Source organism: Campylobacter sp. IFREMER_LSEM_CL2101 (genome assembly GCF_025771825.1).
In the GTDB taxonomy this organism is placed as follows: domain Bacteria; phylum Campylobacterota; class Campylobacteria; order Campylobacterales; family Campylobacteraceae; genus Campylobacter_D; species Campylobacter_D lari_C.
In genome coordinates this window covers 34,578-55,214 of record NZ_JAKMQZ010000004.1, presented here as the reverse complement: position 1 = coordinate 55,214, position 20,637 = coordinate 34,578, and the positions used below count along the sequence as shown (strand labels likewise).

General features: G+C 29.9%; 19 protein-coding genes, 1 tRNA gene and 1 pseudogene. 18 read left to right on the top strand and 3 right to left on the bottom strand.

The window, feature by feature from the left end:
• The first annotated feature begins 1 nt into the window (after position 1).
• From L8V88_RS03615 to L8V88_RS03540, 16 genes are all read left to right on the top strand, one after another.
• On the top strand, positions 2-1,102 hold the full coding sequence (locus L8V88_RS03615) for a glycosyltransferase (protein WP_263726841.1): 1,101 nt from the start codon (positions 2-4) through the stop codon (positions 1,100-1,102).
• A 1-nt stretch (position 1,103) separates the two neighbouring features.
• The gene (locus L8V88_RS03610) at positions 1,104-3,242 is read left to right on the top strand and encodes an STT3 domain-containing protein (protein ID WP_263726839.1); all 2,139 of its coding nucleotides are present in this window, start codon (positions 1,104-1,106) and stop codon (positions 3,240-3,242) included.
• Entirely contained in the window at positions 3,239-4,366 is a 1,128-nt protein-coding gene (gene pglA / locus L8V88_RS03605) for a N,N'-diacetylbacillosaminyl-diphospho-undecaprenol alpha-1,3-N-acetylgalactosaminyltransferase (protein ID WP_263726838.1), read from the top strand. Before L8V88_RS03610 ends, pglA begins: the two co-directional genes overlap by 4 nt.
• On the top strand, positions 4,359-4,961 hold the full coding sequence (pglC, locus tag L8V88_RS03600; RefSeq protein WP_263726836.1) for an undecaprenyl phosphate N,N'-diacetylbacillosamine 1-phosphate transferase: 603 nt from the start codon (positions 4,359-4,361) through the stop codon (positions 4,959-4,961). The genes pglA and pglC overlap by 8 nt, the downstream gene beginning before the upstream one ends.
• On the top strand, positions 4,948-5,544 hold the full coding sequence (gene pglD / locus L8V88_RS03595; protein ID WP_114640582.1) for a UDP-N-acetylbacillosamine N-acetyltransferase: 597 nt from the start codon (positions 4,948-4,950) through the stop codon (positions 5,542-5,544). The genes pglC and pglD overlap by 14 nt, the downstream gene beginning before the upstream one ends.
• Positions 5,541-6,701: a UDP-N-acetylbacillosamine transaminase gene (gene pglE / locus L8V88_RS03590; protein ID WP_263726835.1), complete on the top strand. Its 1,161-nt coding sequence runs from the start codon at positions 5,541-5,543 to the stop codon at positions 6,699-6,701. Before pglD ends, pglE begins: the two co-directional genes overlap by 4 nt.
• A 1-nt stretch (position 6,702) precedes the next feature.
• Entirely contained in the window at positions 6,703-8,466 is a 1,764-nt protein-coding gene (pglF, locus tag L8V88_RS03585; RefSeq protein WP_263726833.1) for a UDP-N-acetylglucosamine 4,6-dehydratase (configuration-retaining), read from the top strand.
• 111 nt (positions 8,467-8,577) lie between these two features.
• The gene (locus L8V88_RS03580) at positions 8,578-8,955 is read left to right on the top strand and encodes a chemotaxis response regulator CheY (RefSeq protein ID WP_039619063.1); all 378 of its coding nucleotides are present in this window, start codon (positions 8,578-8,580) and stop codon (positions 8,953-8,955) included.
• A gap of 12 nt (positions 8,956-8,967) precedes the next feature.
• Entirely contained in the window at positions 8,968-9,804 is an 837-nt protein-coding gene (locus L8V88_RS03575) for a 50S ribosomal protein L11 methyltransferase (protein ID WP_214124990.1), read from the top strand.
• Complete coding sequence (gene ftsH, locus L8V88_RS03570) at positions 9,804-11,726, top strand: ATP-dependent zinc metalloprotease FtsH (RefSeq protein WP_263726831.1); 1,923 nt, start codon at positions 9,804-9,806, stop codon at positions 11,724-11,726. Before L8V88_RS03575 ends, ftsH begins: the two co-directional genes overlap by 1 nt.
• Positions 11,726-12,343, top strand: coding sequence for a phosphatidylserine decarboxylase (locus L8V88_RS03565; RefSeq protein WP_263726829.1), 618 nt, complete (start codon positions 11,726-11,728; stop codon positions 12,341-12,343). Before ftsH ends, L8V88_RS03565 begins: the two co-directional genes overlap by 1 nt.
• The gene (gene pssA, locus L8V88_RS03560; RefSeq protein WP_173787723.1) at positions 12,340-13,050 is read left to right on the top strand and encodes a CDP-diacylglycerol--serine O-phosphatidyltransferase; all 711 of its coding nucleotides are present in this window, start codon (positions 12,340-12,342) and stop codon (positions 13,048-13,050) included. Before L8V88_RS03565 ends, pssA begins: the two co-directional genes overlap by 4 nt.
• A gap of 63 nt (positions 13,051-13,113) precedes the next feature.
• Positions 13,114-13,668 carry a PepSY-associated TM helix domain-containing protein gene (locus L8V88_RS03555; protein ID WP_263677721.1) on the top strand — a complete coding sequence of 185 codons (555 nt, stop codon included), beginning with the start codon at positions 13,114-13,116 and terminating at the stop codon, positions 13,666-13,668.
• Between the two features lie 49 nt (positions 13,669-13,717).
• Positions 13,718-13,807 (top strand) — tRNA-Ser (locus L8V88_RS03550).
• Positions 13,808-13,892: 85 nt separating this feature from the next.
• On the top strand, positions 13,893-15,362 hold the full coding sequence (locus L8V88_RS03545; protein WP_263726827.1) for a DNA methylase: 1,470 nt from the start codon (positions 13,893-13,895) through the stop codon (positions 15,360-15,362).
• Positions 15,355-15,549, top strand: a complete 195-nt coding sequence (locus tag L8V88_RS03540) for a hypothetical protein (RefSeq protein WP_087690067.1) — start codon at positions 15,355-15,357, stop codon at positions 15,547-15,549. The genes L8V88_RS03545 and L8V88_RS03540 overlap by 8 nt, the downstream gene beginning before the upstream one ends.
• Positions 15,550-15,567: 18 nt before the next feature.
• On the opposite strand, the gene ciaB is transcribed toward L8V88_RS03540, so the two are convergent.
• Positions 15,568-17,403, bottom strand: a complete 1,836-nt coding sequence (ciaB, locus tag L8V88_RS03535; RefSeq protein ID WP_263726825.1) for an invasion protein CiaB — start codon at positions 17,401-17,403, stop codon at positions 15,568-15,570.
• A gap of 64 nt (positions 17,404-17,467) precedes the next feature.
• On the opposite strand from ciaB, the gene L8V88_RS03530 reads away from it, so the two are divergent.
• Both L8V88_RS03530 and L8V88_RS03525 read left to right on the top strand, forming a co-directional pair.
• Positions 17,468-17,872: an acyl-CoA thioesterase gene (locus L8V88_RS03530; protein WP_039619080.1), complete on the top strand. Its 405-nt coding sequence runs from the start codon at positions 17,468-17,470 to the stop codon at positions 17,870-17,872.
• A gap of 64 nt (positions 17,873-17,936) precedes the next feature.
• On the top strand, positions 17,937-18,866 hold the full coding sequence (locus L8V88_RS03525; protein WP_039619082.1) for a ribose-phosphate pyrophosphokinase: 930 nt from the start codon (positions 17,937-17,939) through the stop codon (positions 18,864-18,866).
• A 29-nt stretch (positions 18,867-18,895) separates the two neighbouring features.
• Here L8V88_RS03525 and L8V88_RS03520 read toward each other — a convergent pair whose 3' ends face one another.
• Positions 18,896-20,389 carry a DUF4435 domain-containing protein gene (locus L8V88_RS03520; RefSeq protein WP_263726823.1) on the bottom strand — a complete coding sequence of 498 codons (1,494 nt, stop codon included), beginning with the start codon at positions 20,387-20,389 and terminating at the stop codon, positions 18,896-18,898.
• Position 20,390: 1 nt separating this feature from the next.
• A pseudogene (locus L8V88_RS07995) lies at positions 20,391-20,552 on the bottom strand (hypothetical protein); the annotation flags it as partial.
• Positions 20,553-20,637 lie beyond the last annotated feature (85 nt).

Below are 20,637 nucleotides of genomic sequence, written 5' to 3'. Positions count from 1 at the left end.
TATGAAAAAACTAGCAATTTTTATTTATTCTTTAGGAAGCGGTGGTGCTGAAAGGGTTGTATCTACGCTATTGCCTGTGTTAAATTTAAAATATGAAGTACATTTGATTTTAATGAATGATAAAATATCCTATGATATTCCTGAGGTTAATATCCACTACCTTGAAAAATCAAATCCAAGCGAAAGTAATTTAGCTAAATTTTTAAAACTACCCTTGCTAGCTATGAAATATAAAAAGCTTTGTGAAGATTTAAAAATCAATTTACAATTTGTATTATTAAATAGACCTAATTATATTGCTTTAATGGCAAAATCTCTAGGACTTAAATCAACCCTTATTATCAATGAATGCACTACTCCAAGTGTGATTTACAAGCATAATAATCTAAATTCTTTTATCAATAAATTTCTTATTAAAAAACTTTATAATAAAGCAGATTTAATCTTAGCAAATTCTATAGGAAATAAAGAAGATTTAATACAAAATTTCAATATAGAGGCTAAAAAATGCGATATTTTATACAATGCCATAGATTTAGAAAGTATTATAGAAAAATCTAAAGAAAAAATAGACTTTAAAGATCCTTTTATACTAAGTGTTGGTAGACTTGATCATGGTAAAAATCATGCTATGCTTATAAGGGCTTATGCAAAAGTTAAAACTGATTTAAAATTAGTCATTTTAGGCGAGGGTATTTTAAAAGATGAGCTTTTAGCTTTAATAGAAACTTTAAATTTAAAAGACAAAGTCTTTTTACTAGGTTTTGATAAAAATCCTTATAAATACATGAGCAAATGTGACTTTTTTGCTTTTGCTTCAAGTTTTGAAGGCTTTTCCAATGTTTTAATCGAATGCCTAGCTTGTAATACTGCCGTACTTTGCACTGATCATAAAAGTGGCGCAAGGGAGTTATTTTTAAATGATGAGTTTGGACTTTTAGTAAAAGTAGATGATGAAAAAGCCATGCAAGAAGGCTTAGAGAAAATGTGCAATGATGAAGCATTAAAAGCTTCATATAGACAAAAGGCTTTTTTGCGTGCAAAAGAATTTGATAAAATTAGCATAGCAAAGCAATTATTTGAATTTTTCAACAAGGCATAAAATGAAACTACGACAGAATTTCACGGATAATAATTCTATAAAATATACCTGTATTTTAATCCTTATAGCCTTTGCTTTTAGTGTTTTGTGTAGATTATACTGGGTAGCTTGGGCAAGTGAGTTTTATGAGTTTTTCTTTAATGATCAACTCATGATTACTACTAATGATGGCTATGCTTTTGCAGAAGGTGCAAGAGATATGATAGCAGGTTTTCATCAACCTAATGACTTATCTTATTTTGGAAGCTCACTTTCTACTTTGACTTATTGGCTTTATAGTATTTTGCCTTTTAGCTTTGAAAGTATTATTTTATATATGAGTACTTTTTTTGCTTCTTTGATTGTTGTGCCTATTATATTAATCGCAAGAGAGTACAAACTCACTACCTATGGCTTTATAGCAGCTTTACTTGGAAGCATTGCAAATAGTTATTACAACCGCACTATGAGTGGGTATTATGATACTGATATGCTAGTGTTAGTTTTACCAATGCTTATTTTGCTTACCTTTATACGCTTAACTATTAATAAAGACATTTTCACCCTACTTTTGAGTCCAATTTTCATCATGATTTATTTATGGTGGTATCCATCAAGTTATTCTTTAAATTTTGCCATGATAGGACTTTTTGGACTTTATACTTTAGTATTTCATAGAAAAGAAAAGATTTTTTATCTAGCTATTGCTTTGATGATCATAGCTTTAAGTATGCTAGCATGGCAATATAAGCTTGCTTTGATTGTATTATTATTTGCTATTTTTGCTTTTAAAGAAGAAAAAATCAATTTTTATATGATTTGGGCTTTGATTTTTATTAGCATTTTGATATTACATTTAAGCGGTGGCTTAGATCCTGTTTTATATCAACTTAAATTTTATGTTTTCAAAGCTTCTGATGTGCAAAATTTAAAAGATGCTGCCTTTATGTATTTTAATGTCAATGAAACTATTATGGAAGTAAATACTATCGATCCTGAAGTATTTATGCAAAGAATTAGTTCTAGTGTTTTAGTATTTATCCTTTCTTTTATAGGTTTTATCTTACTTTGCAAAGATCATAAAAGTATGCTTTTGGCTCTACCTATGCTTGCACTAGGTTTTATGGCTTTAAGAGCTGGACTTAGATTTACCATTTATGCAGTTCCTGTGATGGCTTTGGGTTTTGGGTATTTTTTATATGCATTTTTTAATTTTTTAGAAAAAAAACAAATCAAACTTAGTCTAAGAAATAAAAATATCTTACTCATACTCATTGCATTTTTTAGTATAAGCCCTGCTTTGATGCATATTTATTATTATAAATCCTCTACTGTTTTTACTTCTTATGAAGCTAGTATTTTAAATGATTTAAAAAATAAAGCTCAAAGAGAAGATTATGTCGTTGCTTGGTGGGATTATGGTTATCCAATACGCTATTATAGCGATGTAAAAACCTTAATCGATGGTGGAAAACACCTAGGAAAAGATAATTTTTTCTCATCTTTTGTCTTAAGCAAAGAACAAATTCCAGCAGCTAATATGGCAAGACTTAGCGTAGAATACACTGAAAAATCTTTCAAAGAAAACTATCCTGATGTTTTAAAAGCTATGGTTAAAGACTATAACCAAACAAGTGCTAAAGATTTTTTAGAAAGTTTAAATGATAAAGATTTTAAATTTGATACCAATAAAACTAGAGATGTATATATTTATATGCCTTATAGAATGTTGCGTATTATGCCTGTGGTGGCACAATTTGCAAATACAAATCCTGACAATGGAGAGCAAGAAAAAAGTTTATTTTTCTCTCAAGCTAATGCCATAGCTCAAGATAAAACTACAGGTTCTGTTATGCTTGATAATGGAGTAGAAATTATTAATGATTTTAGAGCCTTAAAAGTAGAAGGTGCAAGTATACCTTTAAAAGCTTTTGTGGATATAGAATCCATCACTAATGGCAAATTTTATTACAATGAAATTGATTCAAAAGCTCAAATTTATTTGCTCTTTTTAAGAGAATACAAAAGCTTTGTGATTTTAGATGAAAGTCTTTATAATAGTGCTTATATACAAATGTTTTTATTAAATCAATATGATCAAGATTTATTTGAACAAGTCACTAATGATGCAAGAGCAAAAATTTATAGGCTAAAAAGATGAAAATAGGAATTTTAACCCATAGTGCAATGAGTGTGTATTATTTTCGTCTTGCACTCATTAGGGCTTTAGAAAAAAATAATCATGAAGTTATAATCATCACTCCAAAAGATGATTTTGCTATTAAATTACAAGAGCTAGGCTATAAGGTTTGCTTTTATGATTTAGCTAGATCAAGCGTTAATCCTTTGATTGTTTTTAAAAATCTACTTAGTTTAAAAAATACACTCAAAAGTTTAAATTTAGATCTTTTACAAACAAGTGCACACAAAAGCAATACAACAGGTATCATAGCAGCCAAAATGGCGGGTATTAAATACACTTTTGGTTTGGTTGAAGGCTTAGGAAGTTTTTATATAGATGATGATTTTAAAAGCAAATTAGTAAGAATGAGCATTAATTTACTTTATAAAATTTCTTTTAAACTTGCTAATGGTTTTATTTTTGTCAATGAAAGCAATGCTTTATTTATGAAAAATTTAGGCTTAAAAGAAGAAAAAATCAAAATCATCAAATCCGTAGGACTAAATTTAAAACAATTTTTACCTTTAAAAATTAGCACAGAAGAAAAACAAGCTTTTTTAAAAGAACATAACATGCCTGATAAACCTATCGTTTTAATGATCTCAAGAGCGCTTTGGCATAAAGGAATTAAAGAATTTTATGAAGCAAGCCAAATTTTAAAAGATAAGGCAAATTTTGTTTTGGTAGGTGGAAGAGATGATAATAAATCTTGCGCACCATTAGAATTTTTAAACTCAAATGATGTTTTTTATCTTGGCGCAAGAAGTGATATTGCACATTTATTAAATTTATGTGATATTTTTGTTTTACCAAGTTATAAAGAAGGCTACCCAAGAACAGTTTTAGAAGCACAAGCTTGTAAAAAAGCATGCGTGGTAAGTGATGCTGAGGGTTGCATTGAAGCAGTGGATAATGCCATAGATGGTTTAATTTGCAAATGCAAAGATAGTAAAGATTTAGCTGAAAAAATTGCGGTTTTATTAGAAGATGAAAAACTAAAAAATACTTTAGCACAAAATGCTTTTCTTAGAGCACAAAATTATGATGAAAATATCATAGCTTTGAAATATCTTGATTTTTATAGGGGTTTTATAAATGTATAAAAATGGCTTAAAGCGTGTTTTTGACTTTTTTTTGGCTTTGATTTTGTTGATTGTTTTTTCACCCTTTGTAGTGCTTATCAGTATTGTTTTAAAAATCGTTCAAGGAAGTGTGCTTTTTAAACAAGCAAGGCCAGGATTAAATGAAAAAATTTTTTATATTTATAAATTTAAAACTATGAGTGATGAAACCGATGAAAATGGAGAATTACTTCCTGATGAATTACGCTTAAAGCCTTTTGGTAAGCTAGTTAGAAGCTTGAGTTTAGATGAATTACCACAGCTTTTTAATGTATTAAAAGGCGATATGAGCTTCATAGGCCCAAGACCTTTACTTGTAGAATACTTGCCTTTATACAATCAAGAGCAAAAAAAACGCCACGATGTAAGACCAGGCATTACAGGTTGGGCGCAAATCAATGGACGCAATGCTATTTCTTGGGAGCAAAAATTTAAATATGATGTAGAATATGTGCAAAATTGCTCTTTTTTATTTGACCTTAAAATCTTTTTTATGACCATTATTAAAGTTTTAAAAAGAAGTGGGGTTAATAAAGAAGGAGTAGCTACAACGGATAAATTCAATGGACACAACTAAAAGTATTTATATATATGGTTCTAGTGGGCATGGTTTAGTCTGTGCTGATGTAGCTAGAAATTTAGGATATGAAAAAATCATCTTTTTAGATGATAATAAAGGCTTAAAATATCACTCCAACTTAGAAAAACACGATATGTTTATTGCTATTGGTGCAAACTCTATTAGAGAAAAACTTTTCAAAAAAGCAAAAGAAGATGGATTTAGATTAGTAAATTTGATACACAAAAGTGCTATTATTAGCCCAAGTGCTTTTTTAGATGATGAGGGTATTTTAATCATGCCAAATGTCGTAGTTAATGCTAAAGCTAGCATTGCAAAAGGTGTGATTTTAAATACTGCTTGTGTGATTGAGCATGAGTGTTTTGTAGATGAGTTTAGCCATATTAGCGTTGGAGCTAAACTAACAGGAAATGTAAAAATAGGAAAACGTTGTTTTTTAGGAGTTAATTCAAGTGTTATTCCTTGTATGAGTTTAAATGATGATATAACTTTAGGTGCAGGAGCAGTTGTGGTTAAAAACTTAACTTCTAAAGGCATTTATGCCGGAGTTCCTGCTAAAAAAATAAAGGAGGTAAAATGAGATTTTTTCTATCAGCACCACATATGAGTGGAAAAGAATTAGAATACATACATAAAGCTTTTGAAAGTAATTATATAGCACCTTTGGGTGAGTTTGTTAATGCCTTAGAACAAAGTATTAAAGATTATACAAAAAGTTCTAACGCACTTGCTCTAAATGCAGCCACTGCAGCTATTCATTTAGCTTTAAGAGTTTTGGGCATCAAAGAAGGCGATATAGTTCTAGCTTCAAGTTTTACTTTCATAGCTTCAGTAGCACCCATTTCTTATATGAATGCTACGCCTGTATTTATTGATTGTGATGAAACTTATAATTTAGATGTAAATTTATTAAAAAAAGCTATCAAAGAAAGCCCTAAAAAGCCAAAAGCTCTCATTTTAACACATCTTTATGGTAATGCTTCTAAAATGGATGAGATTGTCCAAATTTGTAAAGAAAATGAGATTTTTTTAATCGAAGATGCTGCTGAAGCTTTGGGAAGTTTTTACAAAAATAAAGCTTTAGGTACTTTTGGTGATTTTGGAGTATATTCTTTTAATGGTAATAAAATTATCACAACAGGTGGTGGTGGTATGCTTGTGAGTGAAAATCATGCTAATCTTGAAAAAGCAAGATTTTATAGCACTCAAGCTAGAGAAAATTGCCTTCATTATGAGCATAAAGAATACGGCTATAATTATAGAATGAGCAATATCTTAGGTGCAATCGGTACTGCTCAAATGGAAGTTTTAGAAGAAAGAGTGAATAAAAAGCGTGAAATTTATAGCTGGTATAAAGAATTTTTAAGTGGCACCTTTACTTTTTTAGATGAACTTGAAAATACCAAGTCAAATCGCTGGTTAAGCACTGCTTTACTTGATTTTGATTTAAATAAACTTAATACTTATGAAAAACATTGTATATGTGAAAATAACAATGTTCAAATTCAAGATAAAATTTTAAAAATCATACAAGTTTTAAAAGATAATAAAATCGAAAGTCGTCCGCTTTGGAAACCGATGCATTTACAAGAACTTTACAAAGGTTGCGATGCTTACTTAAATGGCAATAGTGAGTTTTTCTTTAGCAATGGAATTTGCCTTCCAAGTGCAACTACTATGAGTAAAGCTGATGTAGAGGAAGTTTCTACTTTAATCTTAAACACCTTAAAGGACTAAGATGGATTATAAAAGCAAACGCTTAGGTTTTTTCCTAGGCGCTGATATTTTACTTTTTGTTATAAGTATTTATTTGTCTTTTTCTTTACGCTTTAGTGCAGACATTCCAAGTGAATTTTATGAAGGCATGTTTAAAAGTGCTGTGATTTTGATTTTACTTAAAATCATTTTTCTAGCTTTTTTTAAAATTTATCAAGTTGCTTGGAGATTTTTCTCACTTAATGAGGCACGTAAATTAGTTATCGCTTTAGCTTTAGCTGAACTTGTATTTTTAGCAATTTATTATTTTTATGATGATTTTTTTAATCCTTTTCCAAGAAGCGTTATAGGAATAGACTTTGTTTTATCTTGTATGCTAATTGGAAGTTTGCGTATAAGCAAAAGAATGATAGTTGATTTTAGAAAGCCAAAATACAACGAAGAACACCCTTGTATAGTAGTTGGTGCCACTTCAAAGGCTTTACATTTATTAAAAGGAGCCAAAGAAGGAAGCTTAGGGCTTTTCCCTGTAGCTGTGGTAGATGAGCGTAAAAATTTAATAGGTACTTATTGTGATAAATTTATAGTTGAAGAAAAAGAAGCAATTAGAAAATATACCGCTGAAGGTATTCATACTGCTATCATTGCTTTAAAACTTGAGCAAGAAGAACTCAAAAAGCTTTTTGATGAGCTTATTGCTTATGGGATTAATGATATAAAACTTTTTTCTTTTACACAAAATGAAGCAAGAGATATAAGCATCGAAGATTTATTAGCGCGTAAGCCAAAAGATTTAGATAATGCTTGCGTGATTGATTTTATCAAAGATAAGGTAGTTTTAGTTAGTGGGGCTGGTGGGACTATAGGAAGCGAGCTTTGTAAACAATGCATTAAATTTGGTGCAAAACATTTAATCATGCTTGATCATAGTGAGTATAATTTATATAAAATCAATGAAGAATTAAGCTTGCATAAAGAAAAAATCGAGCCTATTATGATGAGTATATTAGACAAAGAGGCTCTAGAAAAACTTTTACAAGAAAAAAACATAGATTTGGTTTTACACGCAGCAGCTTATAAACACGTGCCTTTGTGTGAGCAAAATCCGCATTCAGCTATTTTAAATAATATCATAGGTACTAAAAATTTAATCGATCTTGCAAAAACTTACAAGGTTGCTAAATTTGTTATGATAAGTACTGATAAAGCTGTAAGACCAACTAATATCATGGGTTGTACAAAAAGAATTTGTGAGCTTTATGCACTAAGCTCAAGTTGTGAAAATTTTGAAGTAGCTTGTGTGCGTTTTGGTAATGTTTTAGGATCAAGTGGAAGTGTTATACCTAAATTTAAAGCTCAAATTGCAGCTAATGAGCCACTTACTCTTACTCATCCTGATATAGTGCGTTATTTTATGCTTGTGGATGAGGCTGTACAACTTGTTTTACAAGCTGCGGCTATTGCAAAAGGTGGAGAATTATTTGTACTTGATATGGGCGAGCCTGTTAAAATCATGGATTTAGCTAAAAAAATGCTTTTGCTTTCTAATAAAAAATTAGAAATTAAAATCACCGGACTTAGAAAAGGTGAAAAACTTTATGAAGAGCTTTTAATCCATGAAGATGATTTAAAAACTCAATATGAAAGCATTTTTGTCACCACTAGTGAAATTAAAGATTTAAAAATTTTAAATCAAGAAATAGAAAAATTACTCCAAAGCACAGATCCTGCAAAAGTTTTAAAGGAAATTGTGCCTGAATTTAATCACAATAAAAATGGAGAGTGATTAAATTCTAATTTTATTTTAAAATGGTATAATATATACTTTTAATTGATTAATAAAAATAAAAACGATACAATTACACTTATGTAATTACATCGAAATAAAGGAAAAAAAGTGAAGTTATTAGTAGTTGATGATAGTTCTACCATGAGAAGAATAATCAAAAACACTCTTGTAAGATTAGGTCATAAAGATGTTTTAGAAGCTGAACATGGAGTTGAAGCTTGGGATTTACTTTCACAAAATGATGATATTAAAATTTTAATTACCGACTGGAATATGCCTGAAATGAATGGCTTAGAATTAGTAAAAAAAGTAAGAGCAGAAGAAAAATATGCTGATATGCCTATTATCATGGTAACTACAGAAGGTGGTAAGGCAGAAGTTATTACAGCCTTAAAAGCAGGTGTAAATAACTATATCGTAAAACCTTTTACACCTCAAGTATTAAAAGAAAAACTTGAAGATGTTTTAGGAACAAACGAAGGCTAATTATAAGTTTTTATGCAAACACATTATTACGAACTTTTTTTTCAAACAGACAAGGAATATTTAGATTTATTCCTTGATCTTATTTTTTCTCTAGATATAGACGCCATAGAAGAAAAAAACGATGGCATTTATATACGATCAGAAGAAGATATAGAACTCATTCAAATAGCCTTACAAAATTTTCATCAAAAATTATGTGAAAAATTTAACACTAAGATTTATTTTCATTCTACTTTAGAAAAAAAAGAAAATAAAAACTGGATAGAAGAGTATAAAAAAGGCATACAAGCTTTAACAATTGACAATATCCACATTCATACCACTTGGCAAAAACCTATGCAAGATAAAATCAATATCATTATAGATCCTGCCCTAGCTTTTGGCTCAGGACATCATGAAAGTACTTATACTTGTATAGAATTTTTACAAAAATACACAGATGATTCCAAATTTTGTTTAGATGTAGGTTGTGGAAGTGGGATTTTAAGTATCATCATGGCAAAGCTTGGAGCTAAAGTGCAAGCTTGCGATACAGATGAACTAGCCATAGTTGCAAGCAAGGAAAATGCAAAATTAAATCAAGTTAGCTTTGATGATATTTGGGTAGGTTCTATTAATAAAAGCTTACATAAATATGATATAGTTGTGGCAAATATCATTGCTGATATTTTAATCATACTAGAAAAAGATCTTAAAGAAAAAACCAAAGAAGGTGGAATTTTAATCTTATCTGGTATTTTAAACAAATACGAAGAAAGAATTAAAGATAAATTCAAAGATTTGACTTTGTTAGAATGCAAACACAAAGGAGAGTGGTTGAGTTTAGCTTACAAAAAGGAAACAAAATAATGAATAAAAAACCAAACGAACCAAAAGATAATCCAAACAATAATAGCTTTTTCAATAAAAACCCTATTTTTATTTTTGCTATTTTTGCCATTGTGATGATTCTTTTATTTAAAGGATTTTCAGATGATGGTAGCATGGGTATTATGGGCGGAGAAAATACCAAAAAAGTTACTTATTCTGAATTAAAAACTCTAATTGAAAATAATCAAATTGCCCAAGTTAATATAGGCCAAACCACCGTAAAAGCTGTGTCTAAAGCAGGAAATATGGTATATATTACTAAAAAAGTTCCAAATGATGCTACTTTTGTGCCTTTACTTGATTCAAAAGGCGTTTCTTATGGAGCTTTTAACGAGAGTAATTGGTTTATAGATATCTTGCTTTCTTGGGTTTTACCGGTATTTATTTTCTTTGGTATATGGATGTTTTTAGCCTCTCGTATGCAAAAAAATATGGGTGGATCTATACTTGGTATAGGAAGCTCTAAAAAACTTGTAAATTCAGAAAAACCAAAAGTTAAATTCAATGATGTTGCAGGCGTTGAAGAAGCAAAAGAAGAAGTTAAAGAAATAGTTGATTTTCTAAAATATCCTGAAAGATATATCAATCTTGGAGCAAAAATCCCAAAAGGACTTTTGCTTGTAGGCCCTCCAGGTACGGGTAAAACTTTACTTGCAAAAGCAGTAGCGGGCGAAGCTGATGTACCATTTTTTAGCGTCTCAGGTTCATCTTTTATAGAAATGTTTGTGGGTGTTGGAGCTAGTAGGGTTAGAGATTTATTTGAAAATGCTAAAAAAGAAGCTCCAGCTATTGTATTTATAGATGAAATCGATGCTATAGGTAAATCACGTGCTGCAAGTGGCATGATGGGTGGAAACGATGAAAGAGAGCAAACTTTAAACCAACTTCTAGCAGAAATGGATGGCTTTGGTACTGAAAGCTCGCCAGTAATCGTACTAGCAGCGACAAACCGTCCTGAAGTCTTAGATGCGGCATTACTTAGACCGGGACGTTTTGATAGACAAGTTTTGGTAGACAAGCCTGATTTTAAAGGCAGATGTGATATTTTAAAAGTTCATATGAAAGATGTTAAAATTTCACCTGAAGTAAAGGTAGAAGATATCGCAAGATTAACAGCAGGACTTGCGGGTGCTGATTTAGCAAATATCATTAACGAAGCAGCTTTACTTGCAGGTAGGGATTCTAAAAAACATGTAGAACAAAAAGACTTAGTTGAAGCAGTAGAAAGAGCCATAGCAGGACTTGAGAAAAAATCACGTAGAATTAATGATAAAGAGAAGAAAATCGTAACTTATCATGAATGCGGCCATGCTTTAATCGCTGAAACCACAAAAGGTGCTAAAAAAGTAAGTAAAGTTTCTGTTATACCGCGTGGTTTAGCAGCTTTAGGATATACACTCAATACTCCTGAAGAAAATAAATTTTTAATGCAAAAACATGAGCTTTTAGCTGAAGTTGATGTACTTTTAGGTGGACGTGCAGCTGAAGAAATTTTCATTAAAGAAATTTCAACTGGTGCAAGCAATGACCTTGAACGCGCAACTGATATCATAAAAGCTATGATTTCTATGTATGGTATGAGTGAAATCGCAGGTTTAATGGTGCTTGAAAAACAAAGAAATACTTTCTTAAGTGGTGGACAAACTATCAAAGATTATTCTGATAAAATGGCGCAAGATTTAGATGAGTATGTGAAGAAAACCTTAGATGAACGCTACGCGGGTGTAAAAGAAATTTTAAAAACTTATAGCGGTGCTATAGAAGTAATGGTGCAAGCACTCTATGAAGAAGAAACTATTGATGGTGCTAAAGTTAGAGAGATTATTAAAAATTATGAAGAAGAAAATAATCTTCCAACGCGCTTAGAAGAAAAAGAGCAAGAAGCTACTAAGGATAACTAATGAAAACAAATTTTATTGCAAAGGCAGGCTGGAATTTACTCATAGTTCTAGCTATAGTTTTTGCAATAGCTCAATTTATATGGGGATTTTCTTGGCTTTTATGGTGTATTTTTATACTTTTTGCTTGTCTTTTTAGAACTAGTAAAATCGATTATATAGCAGATCCAAATACTATCATAGCCCCCATAGAAGGAAAAATAAAAAGCATTAAAACAAGCTCATATAAAGAGCTTGGCGAATGTATAGAAGTGCAAATTATAAACAATATCATTCATCAAGGCAACATCATAGCTCCACTTGATATGGATATAGAAGAAACTAGGCTAAGACATGGGCTTTTTTTATGTCCATTTATGAAAAATACAAATTTAATGGGTGAAAGAATGCTATTTTTAGCACACTCCAAAGGCAAACAATGGGCATTACGCATCATTTTTGGCGCTTTAAATAGAAAAACTCATATTGATGATTTTGGTCATCATTTAAACCATGGGCAAAATATAGGTTTTATGTTTGATGGTAGTGTGAGTTTATTGCTTCCAAAAGATACTAGAATTTGCGTAAATGAAAATGACAAAGTACGCATTGGTGCATTGATAGGGTATTTAAATCCATGAATTTTAAACTAATTTATATTTTACCTAATCTTTTTACAGCTGCTTCTATATTTTTAGGCATTATTTCAGTGATTGCTTCTATTAATCAAAATTTTGATAAAGCATTAATTTATATCATTTTATCATTAATTTGTGATGGTTTAGATGGACGCGTTGCAAGAGCTACAAATTCAACTTCTAAATTTGGAGTTGAGTTTGACTCACTAGCAGATCTAATAGCCTTTGGCGTAGCACCTGCTATGCTTTTTTATATGAGTATAGGTTATGAATATGGTCGTTTTGGCTCCTTAATAGCAGGTTTGTTTGTAGTTTTTGGTGCCATACGCTTAGCAAGATTTAATGTTACCACAGGTACTTATGAACCTTCAGTTTTTATAGGACTTCCTATACCAACAGCAGCAGTTGTAAGCGCTTTATGGGTAAGTGCTTATTTATATTATGATTTTTTGCGTGATTTTTCTTTGATGATAGTATGTATTCAAATGCTTTTAGCTTTTTTAATGGTAAGCAATATAAGATATCCAAGCTTTAAAAAAATCGATTTAAAACGCGCAAATGTTTTAAAAGTGTTAATCCTTTTAGTAATCTTATTTTCAATGCTTTATTTGTATTTTTTAGAAAGTGCATTAATCGTCGCAAGTTTATATGTACTTTATGGAATTATACGAAGCTTTTTTACCCTAGCCCGTAAATTTAAAAAAGATTAAATTTTATTTTCACTTCATTTTTTAATAATATACTTTTCATTATTTTTAAAAAAGGAGTTAAAAATGAATAAAAACAAATTATTCAGACAAATTCACATTTACATTAGCTTATTTTTCTTGCCACTAGCATTTTTGTATGCTGTTACTGGTTTTGCCTATATAGCTGGTTTTGATGGAGAAAGTGGAGCTAAAATTCAAAGTCAAAAAGTTCAAGCCATTATCCAAGAAGGTGCCGAAGCTGAATTTTTAATTGATTTTTTAAAGAAAAATAACTTAAAACTTCCTTCATCTTTAGAACCAAAACTTAACAAAAAAGGTGATGGTATAGAGCTTGGCACTATAAGCTATACTGCAAGTATTATTAAAATAGATGAAAACAATTATGAAATCATCACAAAAGAAAGAAGTTTACTTGGAAATATGATTTTGCTTCATAAAGATAAAGGTATGTGGTATTTTTCTGTGCTTGGACTAGCTTTTGCACTTGCTATGATAATCCTTTATATTTCAGGACTTTTAATCACTATCATAGCTATACGCAAAGACAGAGGCAAACAAATCGCAGTTTTAGGTGCTGGTTTTGTTATAACTTTAATCATAGCTTATCTTAGTGTATAAATTTAAGGTATATCTTATAAACAATAAGATATACTTTCCCTTTTAATACGGACAGATGGGTGAGTGGCTGAAACCACACCCCTGCTAAGGGTGCAGATCTTAACGGGTCTCGAGGGTTCAAATCCCTCTCTGTCCGCCACCTTATAAAATTCATTTCCTTTCATCTATTTTAATAATTTTTACTGTTATAATTATAATAAATTTAAAGGCAAGCTTCACATACTATGCAAATTTATGCTTCTATTGATTTGAAATCTTTTTACGCTTCAGCTGAATGCGTTTTAAGAAATCTAGATCCTTTAACAACTAATCTCATTGTAGCAGATGAATCAAGAACAGATAAAACCATCATACTAGCAGTTTCACCTGCGCTGAAAACTTACAATATACCCGGTAGGTTAAGGCTTTTTGAGTTTAAACAAAAAATCCATTCAATCAATCAAGAAAGATTAAAACAAGCTCAAAAACACCGCTTTAAAGCTAAAAGTTTTGACACATTAGAACTTGAAAATGATTTAAATTTAGAATTAGACTACATTATTGCTAAGCCTAGAATGGCTACTTATATAGAATTTAGCACTAAAATATACAGCATTTATTTGAAGTATTTTGATGCTAAAGATATCCATATATACTCTATTGATGAAGTTTTTATCGATCTTAGTTCTTATCTTGAAAAATACAAACTATCAGCTTATGAGCTACTTACTAAGGTTTTACTTGATATTTTACATACAAGTAAAATCACCGCAACAGCAGGCATAGGCACAAATTTATACTTAGCTAAAATTGCCATGGATATACTTGCTAAAAGACAACAAGTAGATGAAAATGGCTTGCTTATAGCCTTTTTAGATGAAAAATTATACAGATATAAATTATGGCAACACAAACCTTTAAAAGATTTTTGGCGTATAGGTAAAGGCATTGCCTTAAAACTTGCAAATTTAAACATTCATACTATGGGAGATCTTGCAAGATTTTCTTTAAAACACGAAGCTTTGCTTTATAAACACTTTGGTGTTAATGCTGAATTATTAATCGATCATGCATGGGGCATTGAAACTTGCACGATGAAAGATATTAAAAATTACAAATCACAAAATCACTCTAAAGTCATGGCTAAGGTTTTGCCTTTTGCATATGATAATAATCAAACAATAAAAGTTTTAAAAGAACTTGTCGATCATTTAGTACTTGAACTTATTCAAAATAACCTTAAAACAAATCATATCACACTAGATATACAATATGATAAAAGCAATTTAGAAAATTCAAACCTTTTAGCTTCTTATAAAGGAGCTATTACTAAAGATAATTACGGAAGAACTATACCTAAAAATGCTCATGGAAGTATAAATTTAGAAAATTTCACCCATTCTTTAAAAATCATCAATAAAAAAGCCTTAGAACTTTTTTGTAAAATCAACAATAAAAACTTAAGCATTAGAAAAATCAGCCTAAGTTTAAATAATATCACAGATAAAGCTCAAGAAAATTTCCAAGAATTAAATTTATTTAGTGATTTTAATGCAATTTTGCAAGAAAAAAATCAACTTGAAAAAGAAGAAAAGCTCCAAAAAGCAAGACTTCAAATCATGCAAAAATTTGGCAAAAAGGCTATTTTAAAAGCTTCAAGCTTAGATAATGAAACTAAAGAAATTACTTCTTTAATAGGAGGTCATAATGCATGATGAGTATAAAGATATAATAGATAAAAAATATCAAAAATCAAAACAATTTCCACCAATGCCAAGAGAAAAAAGAGCAGCGCAATTTGCTCCATTTTCAGTGCTAAATGGCTTTAGTAAAGCTATTTTAAAAACGCAAAAAGATATGGAAAAAGCATTAGAAAATAGTAAATATCAAGAAGAAAGCTAAGTTCTTCTTGATAAAATTTTATTTTGCATTAGAGTATTTTTCAAACTCTCCACTTTCATCGATTTCATTACCATAAAGTTTGTGTAATTCATAGTAGTATTTTACAAATTCCTTGCATTCTTCATCAAGTGGTAAAAACACCTCATCTTCTAAAACACAAAATTCGTCTAAATAATTTTTAGCATCTTCTTTTAACATATAATGTCTTGCTAGCTTATAATAATTTTGCATAAACACAGCCTTAAAGGCTTCATAAGCTTCCTCATCAAATTTAATGTTTAATTTCTCGTTTGCAAAAGATAACACCTCTGATTTAAACAACAATGACAAATGAATCAAACCTTCAGTATAATAAGGCTTAACCTCCTCTACTCTTTGCCAAGCAATCAAGCCTATAGCTCTTTTAATAAGCTCATAAAACACAGGAAGCTTTAAGTCATCTTCTTCATGCAAAAAGAAATTTACAAGCCCACCTGCAGTAGCTTTAAACTCTTCTATATTTTTAAACACACCGCTTTCATTCATTTTCTTTTCACTATCATTTGCTACAAAGAAAATATGCCCAAACTCATGACCTATGGTAGAAACTTCATAAATTCTTTTCCATAATTTTTCATTATAAAATAAAATTTCTCTACCATAATCTAAAAATTCTTTTTCAAACACCATAGAAGAAAGCTTCATAAAAGGCTTGGTTTTAGCATTTTCATAAACATAATTTAAAAAAGCAAAGATCTTTTTACCTGCTATATTGCTTACATACTCATCATTTGGCACTACTTGAGCAGAAAAAAGCCCCTTAAGCTCTGCTCCATAAAAAATCATAGGCATACAAATATAAAGCTGAGTTTTTTCAAGATTAAAATTTACCTCATCGAACAAAGTTTCATCTTCTTCATCTAAATTTGCATACACCATTGCAAAACTTTCTTTGATTTTATCTTTAAACTCACTCGCATTAAAATCACTCACATCTTCTAAGCGTATATCCCACTCAAGTGCTACTGCATGTGTGTAAGAGTCTTCATAGTACTCTAAAGGATGGCCAATTTGCAATGGGCATTTTACTTCCATCCACGCAAGCTCTGCTTCTTGCCATTTTTTAACCACTTCATTGTTATCTTTTTCACAAAAAGCAAATTTTAATTTTTCTATATAATCAATGTAAGCATTTTTTTCATCATCTAATGCACAATTTCTTAGTTTTTCTAAAAGTTTATCAAACTCATATTCAAGCTTTAAAACTTCATTTTCAAAAGCTTTTGCATAAGGTAAAAATCTCCAAAGTGTTCCTATTTTAACTAAAGCCCCATAACTTCTTTCACAAATTTCGCCATCTTGATTAAGCTGATAAAGCTCATTTTGTTTTAAAAACTCCAAAGCATCACTTAAATTTGGAAATTGTTCTTTTAAGATTTTATTATTTGTATCTAAAATTTGCTTGCTCCAAACAAGCTCAAAAGAATTCATAACTACGCCTATATTATGCACACCTTGAACTAAAGCCAAATAAAACTCATCAAGTAAATTTTTACTCTTAATCTCATCGATTAAATCTTGATGTTCTACTTCATAAAAGGCTCTTACTAAAGAAAAAACTTTATATTTTATTTGAGAAATTTCTTCTTCATTTAAACCTTTTTTCTCAAGTTCTTGGACTAAATTTTCCTCTTTTAAATCCACCAAACGACGCAACATTGCCAAAACATTGCTTTTTTCGCTTTCAAGATTAGCTAGTTCTAAAGCTCTATCTATCAAAGGATGACTTTGATTAGTTTGAAGTATATTATAAAGACTATTGATATTTTGTTTCCTATTTTTCACAATTTTTGCTATTTGCTTAAAATCATTCATTTTTTACCTTTCTTTATTTTTAAAACTTAATTATAATGTTTTTTTTAAAACACAAGGAGAATGTATGAAAGATATGGGAGAACCTAAGCTAAGAGTTATAGCTATGCCAAGCAATACAAACCCCGCTGGTAATATCTTTGGTGGTTGGATCATGTCGCAAATTGATCTAGCTGGAGCCATTGCCGCAAGAGAACTCTCCCCACAAAGAGTAGTAACTGTAGCAGTGGATAAAATCATTTTTAAAGAGCCAATTTTCGTAGGTGATTTGGTATCTTGCTATGCAAAAATCATCAAAGCAGGTAATACATCCATCACCGTAGAAGTAGAAGTAGTTACTCAAAGAGCTAATGAATATGGCCGTGTATACTGTATGCATGTAACTTCAGCTGTGGTAACTTATGTGAGCGTAGATAAAGATGGAAATAAATTTCCTATTGATGCGGATTTAAAAAGATTACATGGCTTTTAATATGTTTTATTGTATTTTCAAAAAAAATTTTATATCATCACAGAAAACTTTCTAAGGCTTATATATGCGTGGATATAAAATATTTTCTGGTTCAGCAAATGAGGAATTTGCTAAAAAAATCTCAAAATACCTTTCACTGCCTCTAAGCAATGCAGGTGTGAAGCGTTTTAGCGATGGTGAAATTAGCATTCAAATAGATGAAAGCGTGCGTGGTAAAGATGTGTTTATCATACAAAGTACTTGTGCTCCAACAAATGATAATTTAATGGAACTTTTAATCATGACAGATGCATTGCGTCGCTCAAGTGCAAGCTCTATCACAGCTATCATCCCTTATTTTGGTTACGCTAGACAAGATAGAAAAGCAAGTCCTAGGGTGCCTATTACTGCAAAATTAGTAGCAAATCTTATAGAATCAGCGGGGGTAGATAGAGTAGCTACCATAGACTTACATGCTGGACAAATTCAAGGCTTTTTTGATATACCCGTGGATAATCTTTATGGAAGTATTATTTTTAATGATTATATTAAAAATAAAAACTATAAAAATCCTATCATTGCAAGTCCTGATATAGGCGGTATAGCAAGAGCTAGGAGCGTAGCAAAAGCTTTAGGACTTGATATAGTTATAGTAGATAAAAGACGCGAAAAGGCTAATGAAAGCGAAGTAATGAATGTCATCGGTGATGTAAAAGATAAAGAAGTAATTTTGGTAGATGATATTATCGATACAGCAGGAACCATAGTAAAAGCTGCTGAAGTATTTAAAAGCAAAGGTGCAAAGTCAGTTATAGCTTGCTGTACCCACCCTGTGCTTAGTGGCGTAGCTTATGAAAGAATAGCCAAAGATGCGCTTGATGAGCTAGTAGTAACTGACACTATACCTTTAAAACAACAAATGGATAAAATCAAAGTCCTAAGCGTAGCACCTATCTTTGGTGAGGTAATACGCAGAGTTTATCACAATGAAAGCGTAAATTCTTTATTTGTATAAATTCTTTGCAAGAATTATCTTGCAAAGAATTATTCTTTAAAGCTTGGGATGTATTTTAAGACTTTTTCTCTAAGAACTTCATTTTCTCTTAATAATTTTAAAACCGATTTTGCATAAGTATCTTTTGTTTTGCCTACTTTCTTTAAAAATACACCATCTTCAAAAATTCCTTTTTGATTAAATATTTTTAACAATTCATCATAATCTTTACTTTCATATACAGAATTAAATTTATCTTCAATCTCTTTGTGTAAATTTTTAAAGTCTATTAGTTGCTCTAAAGAACTAATTTTTTCTTGTATTTGTTTAGATGTTTTTGATTTTTTAAATATAGATTTTAATTTATGTTTTACTTCTTTTTTTAATTTTTCTGAAATTTGAGTTTGTAGAACATTTTTATATTTTGTTTCAAAGATATAATCTTTTACTTCTTTAAATTTTTCTCTTACATCTGATTGTTCTAAAATAGCTAAAATAATGCATTCTAATAAAAATAAGTTTTCAACTTCAGCTACTTCTAAAACCTTCACTTTATTTTTATTTGCACTATCTATTTCTTCTTGTGCTCTAAAATCTCTATCTATAATCCCATAAGCATTAAAACCATGCAAGGCATTTTGTTCGTTGAAAGTTTTTGTATAGTTTAAAACATTTTTACAACTACTGCATGGAATGATTTGATATTGTGGATATAATATACTATAAATTTTAGTGTCTAAACTTTCACTTTTTCCCTCTACAAATAAAATATCTCTTCTAACACCTAAAAGCTTTAAAAATAATTCTTGTGGTATATCATTTTTTTCTATTTTTTCTATTTCCCATTTTTGCCCATTGTAGGATTTAATCCAAAATTTATCCGCTTCTATATGATTTGCGGCAAAATTTAAATCATGCGTTATGTATATAAATAAACAATCTTGCCTATGCTTTTCTAAAACACTCCAAAGTCTATTAGTCAAAGATGAATGTAAGTGTAATTCTGGCTCATCAATTATAATAGTTTGTTGTTTATTGTCCTTAATTGGTATTGTTAATATTTTAGCTATTGAATATAAAATCAATTCTTCTCCTCTGCTAAAATTAATTATTTCATAATCTTTATGTTTTATATAAAATTTATTATCATGATTTATTCCTAATTCTTTCTGCGTGGTTTCTTTAAAAATATCAAATAAATAATCTACACAAGTTGTAATAGGCTCTTCTTTGTTTCTCAAAAGAATTTCTCTAAATTGTTTAAAAAATAAATTAGATATCACAGTAGTATAGTCATCTTGTATATCTTTTATCTCTAAGTTATTACTATCTGACGCATCTGAATACACGTATTCAATTTTTTCATCTATATAATACAATCTTTTTGAAGCAATAATATGTATATTTTCATTATTTTTCATCCAAGCCCCAAGCCTACTTTTACCTGAGCCATTAGCACCTACGATTATGATAGAATTTGCATTTGTTTTAAATTCTTTTTTATCTCCATTTTCATCAGGTAAATAATAAATATATTCTTCCATCTTAATTCCTTAATAATGCTATATATTCGCTTTGTTTTTCGTTTAAGACTTTAAAAGTGCTTATCATGTAAGAAAATTCATCATCACTTAAACCATAAAGTTCTTTAACTAATAAAGTATTTTTGGCTAGAGTTTTATAAATTTCATTATTTTGAATTTCTTCATAAAATTCATAGAATACCTTAGTATTTTTTTAAAATGACAGCAAAAAGAACTTTTTAAAATGCTAAGAAATACTATCAAGCTTT